The sequence below is a fragment of the Paraburkholderia sp. RL17-337-BIB-A genome (genome assembly GCF_046025895.1).
Taxonomy (GTDB): Bacteria; Pseudomonadota; Gammaproteobacteria; order Burkholderiales; family Burkholderiaceae; genus Paraburkholderia; species Paraburkholderia fungorum_C.
The window spans coordinates 59879-74475 of sequence record NZ_JARESY010000003.1 but is presented as its reverse complement, the minus strand read 5'-3'; the positions used below and the strand labels follow the sequence as shown (position 1 = coordinate 74475).

Annotated in this window: 18 protein-coding genes and 2 pseudogenes; 12 read left to right on the top strand and 8 right to left on the bottom strand. The window is 58.3% G+C overall.

What is annotated here, in order from left to right; translation table 11 throughout:
• Window positions 1-268: 268 nt before the first annotated feature.
• From P0D84_RS38035 to P0D84_RS38005, 7 genes and pseudogenes are all read right to left on the bottom strand, one after another.
• A pseudogene (locus P0D84_RS38035) lies at window positions 269-499 on the bottom strand (transposase domain-containing protein); the annotation flags it as partial.
• 99 nt (window positions 500-598) lie between these two features.
• Entirely contained in the window at window positions 599-1594 is a 996-nt protein-coding gene (locus P0D84_RS38030) for a tyrosine-type recombinase/integrase (RefSeq protein ID WP_408346597.1), read from the bottom strand.
• Window positions 1595-1730: 136 nt separating this feature from the next.
• Window positions 1731-2537: a tyrosine-type recombinase/integrase gene (locus tag P0D84_RS38025; RefSeq protein WP_408346594.1), complete on the bottom strand. Its 807-nt coding sequence runs from the start codon at window positions 2535-2537 to the stop codon at window positions 1731-1733.
• Entirely contained in the window at window positions 2537-3784 is a 1248-nt protein-coding gene (locus P0D84_RS38020) for a tyrosine-type recombinase/integrase (protein WP_408346591.1), read from the bottom strand. The genes P0D84_RS38025 and P0D84_RS38020 overlap by 1 nt, the downstream gene beginning before the upstream one ends.
• Window positions 3785-3932: 148 nt before the next feature.
• Window positions 3933-5291, bottom strand: a pseudogene (gene tnpC, locus P0D84_RS38015) (IS66 family transposase); the annotation flags it as partial.
• A 30-nt stretch (window positions 5292-5321) separates the two neighbouring features.
• Window positions 5322-5612 carry an IS66 family insertion sequence element accessory protein TnpB gene (tnpB, locus tag P0D84_RS38010; RefSeq protein ID WP_408349657.1) on the bottom strand — a complete coding sequence of 97 codons (291 nt, stop codon included), beginning with the start codon at window positions 5610-5612 and terminating at the stop codon, window positions 5322-5324.
• A gap of 275 nt (window positions 5613-5887) precedes the next feature.
• A complete protein-coding gene (locus P0D84_RS38005; RefSeq protein ID WP_408346587.1) occupies window positions 5888-6217 on the bottom strand; it encodes a transposase in 330 nt (109 codons plus the stop codon).
• A gap of 92 nt (window positions 6218-6309) precedes the next feature.
• On the opposite strand from P0D84_RS38005, the gene P0D84_RS38000 reads away from it, so the two are divergent.
• On the top strand, window positions 6310-6513 hold the full coding sequence (locus tag P0D84_RS38000) for a cold-shock protein (protein ID WP_408349654.1): 204 nt from the start codon (window positions 6310-6312) through the stop codon (window positions 6511-6513).
• 157 nt (window positions 6514-6670) lie between these two features.
• On the opposite strand, the gene P0D84_RS37995 is transcribed toward P0D84_RS38000, so the two are convergent.
• Window positions 6671-7054 (bottom strand): YybH family protein, encoded by a 384-nt coding sequence (locus P0D84_RS37995; protein WP_408346585.1) that lies wholly within the window; start codon window positions 7052-7054, stop codon window positions 6671-6673.
• A 657-nt stretch (window positions 7055-7711) separates the two neighbouring features.
• On the opposite strand from P0D84_RS37995, the gene P0D84_RS37990 reads away from it, so the two are divergent.
• From P0D84_RS37990 to P0D84_RS37940, 11 genes are all read left to right on the top strand, one after another.
• A complete protein-coding gene (locus P0D84_RS37990) occupies window positions 7712-8416 on the top strand; it encodes an IS6 family transposase (RefSeq protein ID WP_408349651.1) in 705 nt (234 codons plus the stop codon).
• 239 nt (window positions 8417-8655) lie between these two features.
• Window positions 8656-10125, top strand: a complete 1470-nt coding sequence (locus P0D84_RS37985) for a coiled-coil domain-containing protein (RefSeq protein WP_408346583.1) — start codon at window positions 8656-8658, stop codon at window positions 10123-10125.
• A 67-nt stretch (window positions 10126-10192) separates the two neighbouring features.
• A complete protein-coding gene (locus tag P0D84_RS37980; RefSeq protein WP_408346581.1) occupies window positions 10193-10609 on the top strand; it encodes a hypothetical protein in 417 nt (138 codons plus the stop codon).
• An 85-nt stretch (window positions 10610-10694) separates the two neighbouring features.
• Window positions 10695-10955 (top strand): hypothetical protein, encoded by a 261-nt coding sequence (locus P0D84_RS37975; protein ID WP_408346578.1) that lies wholly within the window; start codon window positions 10695-10697, stop codon window positions 10953-10955.
• A gap of 56 nt (window positions 10956-11011) precedes the next feature.
• Complete coding sequence (locus P0D84_RS37970) at window positions 11012-11485, top strand: hypothetical protein (RefSeq protein ID WP_408346576.1); 474 nt, start codon at window positions 11012-11014, stop codon at window positions 11483-11485.
• A gap of 100 nt (window positions 11486-11585) precedes the next feature.
• Window positions 11586-12119, top strand: a complete 534-nt coding sequence (locus tag P0D84_RS37965; protein ID WP_408346574.1) for a hypothetical protein — start codon at window positions 11586-11588, stop codon at window positions 12117-12119.
• Between the two features lie 359 nt (window positions 12120-12478).
• On the top strand, window positions 12479-12985 hold the full coding sequence (locus P0D84_RS37960; protein WP_408346571.1) for a site-specific integrase: 507 nt from the start codon (window positions 12479-12481) through the stop codon (window positions 12983-12985).
• 138 nt (window positions 12986-13123) lie between these two features.
• Window positions 13124-13360 (top strand): FitA-like ribbon-helix-helix domain-containing protein, encoded by a 237-nt coding sequence (locus P0D84_RS37955; RefSeq protein WP_408346569.1) that lies wholly within the window; start codon window positions 13124-13126, stop codon window positions 13358-13360.
• Window positions 13347-13763: a type II toxin-antitoxin system VapC family toxin gene (locus P0D84_RS37950; RefSeq protein WP_408346567.1), complete on the top strand. Its 417-nt coding sequence runs from the start codon at window positions 13347-13349 to the stop codon at window positions 13761-13763. Before P0D84_RS37955 ends, P0D84_RS37950 begins: the two co-directional genes overlap by 14 nt.
• A gap of 10 nt (window positions 13764-13773) precedes the next feature.
• Window positions 13774-14082 (top strand): hypothetical protein, encoded by a 309-nt coding sequence (locus tag P0D84_RS37945; RefSeq protein WP_408346565.1) that lies wholly within the window; start codon window positions 13774-13776, stop codon window positions 14080-14082.
• 40 nt (window positions 14083-14122) lie between these two features.
• On the top strand, window positions 14123-14506 hold the full coding sequence (locus tag P0D84_RS37940; protein ID WP_408346563.1) for a helix-turn-helix domain-containing protein: 384 nt from the start codon (window positions 14123-14125) through the stop codon (window positions 14504-14506).
• The last annotated feature ends 91 nt before the right edge of the window (window positions 14507-14597 follow it).

Sequence of the window (14597 nt, the reverse complement as noted above, 5' to 3'; positions counted from 1 at the left end):
CCGCTGCCTGCCCTTCGAGTTCCATCGCCGCAGGCTTGCAAACCGAATAACCATTCGCAAGCCCGGACATTGTTCTTACCGGGAACCGATAACAGCCTTTTCCGCGGGCGTCAGCACGCTTGCACCAGCGCCTTCAGCGCAAACTTTTAGAGTTTTTACGGCGGGTCAATGACTCTTTTTTAACTTCCTTGGAATCAGATGTATGCGGTCCACGAACGACGCCACTCAGAGGTGCTCTGAGGCGTAAATTGTGTGGTAGGGAGAAGGGTCAGCGGAGATTGGCGGGCATCTTCCACGGCAACAGCGCGTCGTAGTCGTCGACGGTCTTCGCCAGTGGCAGACGTTGGAACAGCCAGGTGAGGTAGCAGTACGGGTCGATGCCGTTGGCTTTTGCTGACTCGACCAGCGAATAAAGATTCGCACTGGCATGTGCGCCAGCAACTGTATCGGCAAACAGGAAGCTTTTGCGTGCGACGACAAACGGGCGAATGGAATTTTCGCAGGGATAATGCCGCCGGTGGAATTATGCCGCGCGCACTGGATTGCCTCACTGCAGATGCCGGCGGCGCTCGGATCGAACGCTTGACGAGCGGCATAATCAAAGCCCCTCGAGGAATGCAAGCAATGAGTCCGGCGGCTGATATCGACCGGGGACTTGCCCGGATCGCGACACATGAGACAGAGCACGTTCCTTGAGTTCCATGTCAGCGTGCAGGTAAATCTGTGTTGACTCGGTAGATTCGTGGCCGAGCCAAAGTGCGATGACACTCAAGTCCACACCTCGTCTTAACAATGTCATTGCAGCGGCGTGGCGTAGCGTGTGTGGCGTGACGTTCTTGAGCTTCAGCGAAGGACAGATCTGCTCTGCGGTCGCGACATGACGCGCAACGAGCCTTTGGAGAGCGTCGGCGCTGAGGCGATTGCCGGTCAGAGCGGGAAACAGCGGATCATCAGGCGCACCGTGTTGTTCCTCGAACCATTCCTTGAGAATCGCGACGACGTCTGGACGCAAAGGCGTACAGCGTGCCTTGCGACCCTTTCCCATGCAGCGAACATGGGCGCCGACTCCCAATTGCAGGTCCCGGTTTCGCAGCGACGTGATTTCGCTGTTGCGAAGGCCGGTCTGGACAGCAAGCAGCAGTAAGGCCCGATCGCGCCGACCGATCCAGGTGCGAACGTCAGGTGACGCTATAAGCGCACTGACCTCGTCATCCTTGAGGAACTCGACGGGGTGATGTTCACAACGCTTTGCCGGCATCGCGAGGACTCGCTGGCAGTGTAATGCGAGCGCCGGCTCATTTAATGCCACGTATTGAAAGAAGGCATGAAGCGCGGAAAGACGCGTATTGCGCGTACGCGGAGTATTGCCTCGGTCACGCTCGAGATGATCGAGAAACCTCGAGAGGAAGCGGACATCAAGGTTCTCCGCCAGCAATGAGGAAGGCGCTCGCTTGAACTGCTCTGAAGCGAACAGAAGCAGTAGGCGAAATGTATCGCGGTAACTCGCGACTGTGTGTGGGCTCGCGCCCAGCTGGCCTAATAGCCGATCGGTAAAGAACCGTTGAAGTAGCGGGGCCAACGTTGGCGTATTCATACCCGGCCTCTCGACACATGAGAGCCTAGCCGCTCGGCGGCCAGGCCAAGCAGTTCCGGAACTCCTTCGACGTACCAGTAGGTGTGCCCCACGTCTACGTGACCAAGGTAAGTGGCCAACTTCGGCAGTTCCAGGCCTACGTCCAAACACCTCGGTACCAATCGATGAGCGTTCGTGTGGCGAAGCTGTGACGGATATCCTGCAATCTGGGACCGTGGCCGACGCGCCCATTCCCAACGTCGACACGCAAGCCGACAGTACGAGAAACCTTCGCGAAGGTACGGCGAACGGATGTTGCATTAAGTCGCCTTCCGCGCTCCGATAGGAAGAAGGCTTCGCTGCGCAATTGCGGAGCGCATTCAATCCTTCGCTGTTGATATCGCTCAAGCGCCAGTCGCGTGGATTCGGAGACCGGGACCAAGCGCGACTTGCCGAATTTGCTTTGCCGGATCGTGAGGATGCCGCTGCGCAAATCTACATCCGACCGGTCGAGAGCCCACGCTTCGCCGGGGCGCAGCCCCGTTGCCGCATACAGCCCAATGAGCGTCGTGTACGTCGCCGCACGCAGTCCCGACGGCGAAGACAGTTCCGCTGCCGCACTCATGAGGCGGGTTATCTCGTCGTCCGAGAATATGTACGGCAGTTTGCGACGTCTTCTTCCGGCGATAAGACGTGGAGGTGGCACCTGCGTAAGTGGTTCGCTAGCGCTGAGCCAGCATGCGAATCGCCTTACCATCGTAAGTCGTCGTGCCCATGTGGCATGTTGTACACCCTGAGGTTGCATGGCCCACTGCATGGCCAGCTTTGTGGTGATGAGTCGCGCTCCCTTACGCTCCATGAAGTCGACGAAATATCCGAGCGTTTGTGCGGGCTCCTGATACTTGGTTCCAAACGCACGGCGCAGATCAATGTATTGCTTCAGTGATTCACGAAGAGTGGTCATCACATGTCTCCCGGGACAGGCCAAGGCTTCGCCACGGCACGTAGTGCCTCGCAAGAAACCTTCGTATAGATCGCGGTGGTGTTCTCCGTGCGATGTCGCAACACCTCGGCGATTTGCGAGAGTGATGCCCCATGACGGATCATTTGTGTCGCGAGGCTGTGCCGCAGCAAATGGGCCGCTCCGCGACTTGTTCTCTCGATTCCCGCACGCGCAAGCGCCTGACATACGATCTGGCCGATGGCCCCCGGCCCGGCCAGTTCACCACACGGAGCTTTCTCTCGTAGAAAAACGCGTCGCGATCGACAGATGCCGCGATCCTCACGAAGGTATGCCGCCAGCGCTTCGCCAACATCGGGAAGTAGGGGCAAACATTGCACAGCCCGTCCTTTGCCGTGTATTGTGATCTCACCGGTTCGCCAATGGAGATCGTCAAGCTCAAGTGCCGCAACTTCCCCGGGACGCAAGCCAAGCCGTGCAAGTAAAAGCAGGATTGCGCGATTGCGGCGCCCACTTGACGTAGGCCGATCGGTGGTCGCCAGCATTCGCTCGACCTGTTCAGGCGTAAGAAACGCGGGAATCTCTGCGTGGCGCCAGCGACGTACGGTAGGAACGCAAACTGAGAGATCACGTTCTATGTGACCGTGAATGAAAAGAAATCGGCAAAACGATCGGAGTGCTATAGCGAGCAGGCGCGAATACTCGCTTGAGTGGTTTCTGGCGTGGTCCAGAAGGAAACTTCGGATTGCAGCTGCACTGAACCAGTCCGCCGCATCGACATTGATTCCAACTGCTCGCTCGGAGAGAAATGCCCGGACAAAGGGCGAATAGACACGAACCGAACATTCGGTCAATCCACGATCAGAGCGCAGAAATTGAGTGTAGGCTCGCAACAGTTCGTCGGCGCGAGAATCAACGTTCGCTGATATGGTCGGCGTCGCAAACTCAGTTTGCGTGCGAAGATACCTGAACAGATGCGTCAAAGTGCGCCGTACGAACGACAGCCTGTAGGGTCCGGCGCGGTACAAGCATGACGAGAACACTTCGATGTCTTGGTCTTTGAGAACAGTCATCACGGGCTTCTCGGACCGAATCCATTGCGCGAACGCGGCAATCACTCGCCGTTTCTTACGAAGCGTGGACGGAGCGTAGTCAACCGAACGAAGGTAATTGAGATAGCGTTCGACAAATTCGTCGAACGTATGAGCCGTCGGAACTCCGGCGGCCGGTGGGTGGGTATCTACGGACATGATGCACCTCCTTCTCTGGCGTCAAGCCAGTTAAAGGAGAGCCCAAGAATTATGCCGCGTCAATGCTCGGTCCGAGCGCACACGACGTGGTTTGGGTGCTTCCAGCGCGGCATAATTCGACCGGCGGCATTATCCCTGTCATGCCGCTAGCGGCATGACAGGCATTGTTCGATATAGGCCAGTTGCCGTTCTCGATGTATCGGATCAGCTTGGGCCACTGCCCATGCAGATAGGTTAGCGCCTTGCCGAGTAAGCTTTGCGGCACGACGCCGGGCAACTGTTCAAGCATCAGCTTTTCGATGGCATCGAGCACGCGTGCACTGTATCGTCGTCGCAATCGCTGTCGTCGTTCAACCGCCCACGTTTCACTGCGCGCCTCCGCCGCGAACAGCTTGCCGATCAGTTTGATGAAGCGTGTGGCGAGCAGATCGGGGGAGCGTGCCGCCTTGGGCACGTTATCTTCGGCCTTGACCAGATACCGTCTCGCATGAGCCCAGCATCCGAGGTGCACGAGCTGATACTGTTGTGCGATGCCGTTGTAGGGCTCGTATCCGTCGGTCATCAGAACCGCGCCCTTGCGGATGCCGGCGAACAGTTTGTCGGCCAGCTTCGCGCCGCAACCAGCCGTATAGGCGAAACAGCGGATGGGCGTTCCCGATCCGGTCATTTGCGACCAGAGATAGCTTTTCGTTTGCGGCTTGCGCCCTTCTTCCTTCAGGACCTGGAACGTCGTCTCGTCGCAGTAGATCACGTCAGCATCGAGCAACGCGTCGCGCATCAGGTTGATAACGGGCTGCGTCGCGAGACCGACGCGGACCATGCTCGCGGCGAGCGTGTTCGACGACATGTCGCCACCGAAGCGTCGCAGCAGGCCCGCCTGGCGATAGATCGGCATGCCAAACTGATACTTGCCGGAGGCGACCCACGCGAGCGCCGATTCCGTCAGCAGTCCACGCGGGATGATGCGCAGCGGCGCCGGCGTGACCTTGATGCCAAGATCGCAGCACGGGCAGGCATACTTGACGCGCTGGTGCTGGATGACGCGAAGCTGTTCGGGGATCACGTCGAGCTGCTCGCTCGTTTCGACGCCGATCTCGACGAGTGCATGGCCGTCGTGGTTGCAGAAGCGTTCGGCTTCGGGAAGTTCGTGCCGAACGACTTCGCGCGGCAGATTGGGATCGAGCGGTTTGCGATGACCGCGCTTCTTGCGCGTATGCGCGGCGATCGTGGTTTCGGGAGTATCTTCCTGCGCGGGTGTCGCGTTCGTGCCGAGCACTTCGGCTTCGTTGAACAGACCGGGCTGCTCAGAGGCTCGCGCTTCGCTCTTCGCGCCGAATAGCTCGCGACGGTAAGCGCGCAGTCGTTCCTCGGCGAGATCGCGCTCCGCCGTCATGAGGCGCAGTGCACTGCGTAACTCGTCGCGCTCTTTCTGAACGACACCATGCTCCTCACGCATCGCGAGGAACATCCTGAGTTCGTCGGCGTCAATGGTCACGTTGATCGGCATGCCACTTAGACCGGCACGCCGATAACGTGTTCAACTCACGCGAGCATAATGGCGTTTCGGATGCCGCTGAAAAGCAGCAATGTCGGCACCTTCGAGAAGCCAGTGCAGCAGATTGACGGTCAACGTCACGACTTCGGTTTTGCTGTCAGGCCAGACGAAGCGGTCATTGGCCTCGAGTCTCTTGAGCATGAGCCAGAAACCGTTGTCCTGCCAGCCCAGGATCTTGACGCGATCGCATCGCCGGTTGGTAAAAACGTAGAGCGAGGAATCCATCGGATTCAGGCGCATCGCCTGTTCGACGAGAATCGACAGACTGTTCATTCCGTACCGGAAATCGACGGGATCGCGGTGCAGGTACACCTTCAGATTTTCGTCGAACCGGAACACGGAATCCTCCCGAACATCTGGACCACGGTGCTCAGTTCGTCGATGCTCGCTGCACTGAGATCAAGCTCCACTCCATTCGACAGTCGCACATGCAGCGAAAGCGTGATCGGCGCAGTTGCAGTCAACACAAGTGGCAACGGCGGCACCGATGGTGTTGAGACGACCGGCACAAATGCAGAGGGAGACGGTGCGGACAGGAGGTGCTTACGTTAGCCCGCAACGTCGATCGATGCGTCATCCACGCCACGACGAAAGTCCTCGTGGGCAATCACGTCGACGGCAGATGACGGTAGATCGCGCTCGCCGGCGCGCGTTTCCTGCGATGCCAATGCGATGCCTTTCTCGCGCTCCATCAGATACTTTGTGATCCATTTGCGCAGCAGGTTAGCGTTGATCCCGTGCTCCTGTGCCAAACGGGCGACCGACGCGCCTGGTCGCAACGCGGCCTCGATCAGTACGCGCTTGCCTTCCTCGTCATAGCGACGGCGCCCGTCGCGGCTTTGACGAACTACTTTCAACTCTGAGTCTTTGCCAGTCATAGGTGTCCACCTCCAAAATAGGTGGACACCTATGCTCCTCGCTCAGAGCGTCGTTGGGTAGACGCCGAATATGGATCGCTTACAATCAGATGATGCAGACGGGCACAGTGAAGTGGTTCAACGATGCAAAGGGCTTTGGTTTCATCACGCCGGACGGCGGCGGCGAAGACCTGTTTGCCCATTTTTCCGAAGTAAAGTCAGAAGGCTTCAAGTCTCTTAGCGATGGGCAAAAGGTCAGCTTCGAGGTCAGGATGGGGCCAAAGGGCAAGCAGGCCGCAAATATCCAGCCGCTCTGAGAACATGCCCGTTTCATGCCGCGCGCAGCGTGCGGCGTGAAAACTCACGCTCTAAGTTTCGCTTCTCGCATCCAGGCCCACGTAATCCAGCCGACGGGAGGGACGCGGCTCAAGGCCGGCCGAATCAGTCGACACGCCTTCATTTAACACGGAGTTTTCAAGGCGTCGCGGGATTCACGTTCCACGTGTGCGCTTTGATGCGCAACGCGGAGCCTTCCTTCTGTGCAATAAGTAGGAAGTTCCCGCTGATGTCCATGGTCCGTTCGTCCGGTACGTTGATATTCCCAGTCCAGGTTCCGGATTCCCACGCCACATTTCCATCAGATGTGCAAAGCCCTTGCTGGATTTCCAAATGGTTCCAGATTTTCGTTGCCATTTCGGCCCATTCTTCGATTCCTTTTCGGCCGGTCACGACTTCCTGGCCCGTCGGGATGAGGATGGCGTCTTCGGCAAACAGAGCGACCCAACTGGGTGTGTCGTGGGAGTTGACTGTATCGGCGAACCTGCCGTTCAACGCGGTAAACGCCTGCGAGATGTCCATGGTTCTATCTCCTTGAGGTGTAATGAGATGGAGTTTGGGCGGATTGATGACGTGACAACTGGCTTCGCACGGCGTGCTATGCCACGTCCATCTCCGGATGGTCCGAAAAAGGCGAGCTCAACGTAATCGCCCGCCGTCGGCGCTTCGTTAGTCACAGCGACAAGCGCATGCGTACGCCGGAGGGGCGCGCCAGGGTGCAATCGACCGGTTATCGAGAGTATGTGCTGGAAGCAGGCGTCCCTAGTCACCGATTCGTCTTGATTCACTACTCCGCCCTGGAAATCAAACAACCTCACGACGTGATAAGGAATATATGGATAAGCCTACGGCAGCGGTTGGTGGATGGCAAACCAGGAGGAATATAAACTGCGCGACGGCATGTGGCTGAAGTTGTTACGGAATAAGGATGCCCCACCTTCGATTAACAACGGCCGAACAAATCAAAAACGAGCCCGGTCTCCACAGGGACCACTGGCCATCCATGGCGGATGCGCAATGGGGCGCCACGGTCCATCACTCACGGGCCGCGATGCAGAGGTCCTGATGGTGGGGTTTAGCTCCGCTCAACGGCTGATTGAAAACGCGCTCGAACAGCTGGTTCTGTCGCAGTAAGCCGATCTGCTATGGTGATCGGTCACGAGACGAGCGATGTATCGAATGATTAAGACCCCGAACGCAGCGGTGAGCAAGGCGCTCAAACGGCTGCACTACCCGCTGGACATAATGCTGACATGCGTACGTTGGTACGTCGCCTACCCGTTGAGTCTGCGTCATCTGGAAGAAATGATGTCCGAGCGGGCAGTGTCGGTCGACCATTCGACGGTGCACCGGTGGGCTATCAAGCTGCTGCCTGCGCTCGGGAAGGCATTCGGACCGCGCAAGCAAAAGGTCGGTCGAAGTTGGCGAATGGATGAGACCTACATCAAGGTCAAGGGCGAATGGAAGTACTTGTATCGGGCCGTCGATAAGGCCGGCGACACGGTTGACTTCCTGTTCCGCGCCAAGCGGGACAAGGGCGCCGCCCGGCGCTATTTTGAAAAGGCGATCGCTGGGAACGGCGTACCGGAGATGGTGACGATCGACAAGAGTGGGGCGAATCTTGCAGGGCTAAATGCGATCAATGTTGATCGCGAAATGCCGATCAAAATTCGACAGTCGAAGTATCTGAACAACGTGGTCGAGCAGGACCATCGAGCGATCAAACGCATCGCACGACCAATGCTAGGATTCAAGAGCTTTCGTTGCGCCCGCGTCATTTTAGGTGGTATCGAACTCATGCATATGATAGCGAAAGGGCAGATGAAGAGTGACGGTGGACGGCATCGTTCAGTCGCCGAACAGTTCTACGATCTTGCTAAATAAGCATTCCTATCGGTTCCGTCCCGACTCTTCCTAATTTCCTTACTGCGACAGAACCGGCAGAGGTCGAGCGATCGGTACTTGCTCAGGGTGACGCCTTGCGCAGCGCCCGCTCGCAGCGTGATTCGACACTCGAGGAGGCTTCGCGGCTAACTCTGGAACGAGCGACGTTTGCGGCAAAGCAAAGCGAGTCGGCCACGGTCGAGGCGCGGTTGCGAGAGCTTTCAGTGCGACGTGACGAGTTGGCCAGAGCGCTAAAGACGGCTGTGGATGACGACCAGGCAGCATCGGTTAGAACCCAGCAGCGTGTAACCGCCCTGAGTCGCACGGTTGCCGCGCATCAGGCGACGCTCGCCCGGAAGGAAGCAATTATTGGCGCCGCGTCGAAACGCGATGAGGCGCAGTTGCTGATCACGCGCGAGGAGGCACGACTTGAGCCTTTGCAGCGGGTTATTGCTGAACTTGAAGCAAAGCAGGGGACGCTTGCTACGCTGCAAACGACGCTCTCCGGGTTGATGACGGAGGGGCAGACCAAGGCCGCTCATTTCGATACGCTGACGCAGCAGGCGGCGGTTGTCGATCAGGTGCCGTGCGTCGGTCATTCCATGCATGCGCAATGTCCGTTGCTTTCGCAGGCGCTGGTGGCTAAGACGCAAGCAGAGGTTCAGCGCGTTTCCGTTGCCGATCTTTGCGCAAAGTACCGCGAGAAGAAAGCGCAGGCAGACGCACTCGCACCGGTTGTTGCTGAACTGGCTGCGAAGCGCAATGACCTGAAGGCGCTGAACGGGCTGATCAGCACGGCACGTCAGACCTTGCAGACAGCGACGGAACTCGCGGCGAGCAAACTGCTTCTCGATGCTGCTGTTGCTGGACTTGAGGCCGCGCAAGCGGAACTCGGCACGGTGACGGAAGAAGGAACGGCGCGCACCGCAAAGTTCGAGTCTGAAAAGACCCGGATGAACGCGGAAATCGCCAGGATTCAGGAAGAGTCGAAGCAACTCGCAGCCGTCGACGTGACGGGCGCTATTGCGGAGACTGACCGGAAGCTGGCTGCCAATCGCGAGGCTGTTGCGGCACTGGATGGACGGATCGAAGCATTGATCCGGTCTCAGACTGTTCTGCAGGCCGAAGCCGACGCACTGGGCGTCGATCTGGACAGGTTCTCGGCTACGCAACAGCGTGCTGATCGTCTGTCGGGGGAGATTGCGTACTGGAAGCTGCTCGCCAAGGGTCTCGGTAACGACGGTGTCGTTGCCCTGACGATTGACGACGCAGGGGCCGCCCTGGCCAATACCGTGAATGAGCTGCTCCTGGCTTGCTACGGGATGCGGTTCACGGTCGAGATCCGCACGCAGCGCGCGCTCGCTACCGGCGAAATGCGCGAGGGTTTCGAAATCCTCGTACACGACGCCGAAGCCGACAGCACTAAGTCTGTAACCGTGATGTCTGGCGGGCAGAAAGTCTGGATCAACGAGTGTCTGACGCGTGGCATCGCGTTGTACCTCGCGCAAAACTCCGGTCAGCCATATCAGACCCTGTTCAGCGACGAATCCGATGGTCCGCTCGACCCGCAGCGCAAGCTGCAGTTCATGCGGATGAAGCGGGAGGTGCTGCGGCAGGGCGGGTATGAGCGGGAGTTTTTTATCTCGCAAACGCCTGACCTTGTGAATGAGGCTGATGCAGTCATCGATGTCGAGGCGTTGGCCGCCTGACATCAATTTTCTTAACCCTGTGGGGAATAACCGATAGGGGCGTTCCCTCGTTTTTTGGAGGAACGCCATGAAATCGAAGCAAAACATGTATGCACGCACCGAAACCGTCACGGTCTCGGTACGTCCTGCAACGCCGCGTTTGGGTAACACCTATACGTACGTCCTGAACGGCACGCTCATGCGTGACGTTCTGGTCGACGGAAAGTGGATCACCCTCCACGCAGGCAATCCCCTTGAATCGCGCGCCGCGCAAGCGGCCACTTTCCTTTCCGTTGAGCAACCCATGCAAAACCTTTTGATGCTGCTGATGGCAGCAGGTAGTTCGTCACTCTGCGCGTGTACGACGCAACCTCAGGCAAATGTGGCGCGTCCGCGGCCCGTGATCGTCGTCCAGAAACCGAGAGGGGAGCCGGGCGATTTCACAATCTGTGCTGACGGCCGGGTACTTGTCTACCCGGCAAGTCATCCGAAGTCGTGTTCCTGATTGTTTGACTTGCCATCCCCTTGAAAGCCCCGCCTCCCGTCGTTCGGGAGTCGGGGCATTTCCACGTAAAACCACGGAGGTTTCTATGAAAAAGCAGATTGCGGGTGTGGCTTTGATTGGCGCACTGGTCGCCGCCGGCGCCATGTTGTGGGAGCAGCCTTCGTTCGGCGCCGCGCCGGACGTTCAGGCGGCGTTTTCGCCTGATGGTGACGGCAACCCGCAAGGGTGTTACATGGCATTGCACGCCTGCTTTCCGGAATCAGTGAAGGTCGCCGATGCATTTGTATTGCGGCAGGGAGGTGTTGCCGGCGGTGTACAAGCGCGGCTAGATGGCGGCAAGGGATAAAAGAGAAACAACCGAGGCCGATGTCGGCCCGCGGTTGGGGTTAAAAGGGATCGTCAATGCTGTTGCTGGCGGCGTTCAGCTGCCTCGCTGCTGATCTGCCCGATCCTGCGCTGACGCCAGGGGTAATCAATCCGGACGTTACTCAGGCCAACATCAGCAGCACGGTCTGCGTGAGGGGCTGGACCAAAACTGTGCGGCCGCCCGCGTCTTACACGAAAAGGCTCAAGAAATTCCAGATCAGGCAGTACGGGTACGCGGATGCGGATCCGCGCGACTACGAGGAAGACCACCTGATTCCGTTAAGCGTTGGCGGCAATCCGACCGACCCTCGCAATCTGTGGCCGGAGCCTCGTAAATCCGAGTGGAACGCTGATCGCAAGGACGAACTGGAATTCGCGATGTACATGGGTGTGTGTCACGGCGAGATTAGCCTTGACGACGCCCAGCGCACATTCGCGACGAACTGGATCGAAGCCTGCAAGCGGTACGGGGCGCTGCTGCAACGATACCGCTATGGATCTGCTGACTGACGGAAGTTTCTATGACAGCCGCAATGAGTAACACCCATCGGGTTACGGTTCATCCGAAGTTTATCGTCGTTGACCAGACGACTGTGGAGACCGGTATCCCGTGCCTCACATCGAGCCAATGCACAAGACCGGCATCGTGTTGCACGGATGGTATCCGGTGGGGCAGTACGATCAGGATGCACCGGCCACGGGGCTTCGTGATTTCGATGCGGAGCAATGGAACCGCTATCTGCATCCCGAGCGACCCAGTCGATATGCCAGAACCACAGGCGGCGAGCAGACGGTGTATTTCGAGGAGACCGCGCAGTTCGAGGTCGACGCTGAAGCGGCGTGTGCGTTCGTGACGTGTTCATATGACACGGCATTCATGCTGGAGACGCAGCATCGCGACGCCATCGAGTCGGGGCGGTTCTGGTTGAACGAAGGCATCGTGAAGTTGCCGACCGGCATGGCCCAGCGCTATCAGGACATGGCGAAGCGGGGGCAGTATTTCAGCAGGCTCGCACAGCGGCTAAACCTTGCGCCGCACGAACTGGACGCATACCTCGTCGCGGGCAGTATCAGCGACAGCGAGCATCGGGCGCGGACGCAACCCGAATCACCGCAGCTTGATCTCTTTGAGGAAGCCGCCTAACGCGCGGCCAGTCGATCTTTTGACATCCCCGGGCTAACACCTCGGGGATTTTTTTGCGTTGCGTATCCTGGGTGGCGCAGGGCAAGCCTGCTGCTCCGCATTTGTCGCGTTTTCCGAGAACCAGAACAAACACGGGCGTCAGCGGGCCGTTTTGGCGAGCCAAGGGCGAAACCGCATCAGAATGGGCTACCCCAACGCGCATGTTCCGATATGGCAAAAGCTCCGGTTATTGAGAAGCATCAGTTCGCTCATATGGTAAAGGTCGCGGCCGTAACTGGGCAGTCGCCCCAGCGCGACGTTGCACTTCTCGCGGTCGCATACGGGCTTGATTGCAGCCAAATGAGACTTCGCGGCTCCTAGTGTCTGACTACCTCAATGCGGATGGCTCGGTGCGGCGTGACAGCGTGTTACGCGCCGAGATAGCGTTCAACGGCAAGGAACGAGACCTCTACTGGGTAGCTCGATATGTCACACAGTCCCTCGATGCCTACCTGGATTCGCGGTTAGCGCGTGGGCACGGCGTCACGACCAGGCCACAGGCGTACCGTGGCCTAGATAACGCTGGCCCACTGTTTCTCGCGGCGACTGGCACGCCGTTTCTTTTCACGCGGCGGCACACGTCCACCGGCAAAATCAGCTACTCGTGTGAGAGTCTGACTGCCATCTACCGCCATTTGCATCATCAGGCCGGAATCGAAAACGGCTCAGCGAGCGCAGCTCGGCGCACGTTTGCGGTAAATCTCCGCAGGAGCGGTGTCGATCTGGACACGATCCGTCGCTTGCTCGGCTTGAGCTTGTCGGCTGTGAAGCGGATCGTAGACAGCGATCCGGTGCGCCTTGGCGCGATTGTGGCGCGGGTCATTTGATTGCCCTGATAAGCCTAAAACGCAGCATTGTCGCGGTCGATAAACAAGGGGCAAAAAGCATCTGATCGAGGTGCTATCAATGCTTGCATTTATCCGCGCATACGCTATCATTGATAGCATTCGTTGCTGGAGGGTGAAATGGCAAATCTTTTGGTTCGTGGGGTTGATGACGCGTTGGTGCAAAGCCTTCGAGAGCAAGCCGCTGCGCATGGGCGTAGCGCGGAGGCGGAGCATCGGGAAATCCTGGCGCGTGCGTTGCGTCGCCCGAGAAAGCGCAGCTTTGCCGAGGCGTTGATGAGTATGCCGGATGTGGGCGAGGACGCAGACTTTGAGCGCGTGAATGATTCGGGTGGGGCAGCGCGTGTATTTGCTTGATACCAACGTCGTGAGTGAAATAAGGAAGAAGGAGCGGGCCAACAAAGGTGTTCGCGCCTTTTTCCGCCGAGCGGCGAAAGAAGATATCGACCTGTATCTGTCTGTGGTCACCGTAGGCGAGTTGAGGCGCGGCGTGGAGATAGTCCGGCATCGGGGTGATACGGCCCAAACAGCGACTCTCGAAGCGTGGCTGACGGCGGTGCTCAACGAGTTTGTGCAGAACATCCTTCCCGTAGACGATGACATTGGGCAATTGTGGGGGCGGCTGCGCGTGCCGCACCCCGAGCATGCGCTCGATAAGTTGATTGCGGCGACCGGGCTGATTCACGATCTGATTGTCGTGACGCGGAACGTCGATGATTTTTCACCCACAGGGGTTCGCCTATTGAACCCGTTTGATTGACGGAAAAGCCATGGCTGCGAAGCAAAGTGCTGCTGACCGCTTGAAGCGCCTTGACGAAGGGCGCTGCCCGATTCACGGTCTGGATATGACCCAGGTTGGACTTGCGAACGACGGGCGTCTGTTCATAGTCGCGTGTCCGAGAAAGGATTGCTCTGTCCAGGCTACAGAAGCTCGCCCGTTTGGCGAGGCTACGCTGTTGCCAGCGTTTTCGCATTTGATTGAAATTGACGAATCTCGTCTAACGCACGAAGAGCAGCGCGCCGAACGAATAGCTCTTGCAGCTAACGTGCGGGCGCGCTTCCCGAAGCCCACTAGCTGAGTCGGAAAAAGCAGGATTTTCAGGAAGGTCGAAAACTGGTGTGAGATCGGTATTCTCAACACGGCTCGCCGCAGCGCTGCATGTCATGGACCCCGTGCCATCCCAGCGGGACGTAGCCACGCGATTCGCGGTCTCGGCGAGCGCGGTGAACCTTTGGCTCAAGGGGGAAACGATTCCGGACGTCGAGCTCTTGGCAGAGGTTGCCGTGTGGCTGGGCGTGAGTGTCGACTGGCTCTTTGGCTTGCAGTCAGATCGAGCGCGTATCAAGGCCGCGCCGCTCTCGATTGTGGAATACAACTACATCGTGTGCCAATTGCAACGACGTATCTTCACCTCGTCCGAACGCGATGCATTGATGGAGCTCGTCAAGTCCACTTCGGTGTCTGACGACGTAGTATCCGGGGAAGTTGGCCTCACCGCGTAGGAAAAGCACGGACACTTGATCGTTGCCGATACAGGCGGAAACCGTGAGTCGTCGGACTCAGCTAAAACATACGCACCCTAGATTTGATGAC